General features: G+C 48.0%; 1 protein-coding gene. It reads left to right on the top strand.

Annotation, left to right across the window (positions count from 1 at the left end; translation table 11 throughout):
- Nucleotides 1-99 precede the first annotated feature (99 nt).
- A complete protein-coding gene (locus tag HF854_RS12470; RefSeq protein WP_168936564.1) occupies nucleotides 100-432 on the top strand; it encodes a hypothetical protein in 333 nt (110 codons plus the stop codon).
- Nucleotides 433-531 lie beyond the last annotated feature (99 nt).

The following is a 531-nucleotide window of genomic DNA, read 5'->3' as shown; positions in this document are numbered from 1 at the left end:
GCCATATGGTCTCTCCTCATTGTAAGTGAAGAGATTATAACATACTTTTGAATTTGACGACACTATCTAGGAAAGATTGCGGAGAGGAGAAAAAAAGAGGTGGCGCAAGGCCACCTCTTCGGCAGGCAAGATTTACTTCAGCTTTTCCAGCGCATCATCATAGAACTTGCACATATTTTCCAGATTCTGTTCTTGCTGGAGTTTCAGCAGTTGGGGCTGCAGTTCCTGCATGATCTTGGCGTAGCCCTGGGGGTCAGCCTAGGATTTTTTCTGGACGGCGGCAGCGAATTCGTTGGCTTTCTTCTGAGCTTCCTCAGGAGAGCAGGCAGCCGACGCGAGGGAGGTGGTGGACAGAAGCAGGGCGCAGGCCAGCAGGATCCAAAGTTTTTTCATACATACCTCGATGCGTTGGACAGCGGTGCTGTCGGTTGATTCCCAAATGGGAATTTTTACCTAGAGGATGTCCGGCATGTTTTTTGATTTTAAAAGGTGTGGTAATCTCGTCCCATGAAACAAACAGATTTTCGTGAT

Origin of the sequence: Desulfovibrio piger (assembly GCF_012843875.1) — a bacterium.
GTDB lineage: Bacteria > Desulfobacterota > Desulfovibrionia > Desulfovibrionales > Desulfovibrionaceae > Desulfovibrio.
Note: the sequence above shows the minus strand (reverse complement) of the source record. Positions and strands in the feature narration are given on the sequence as shown.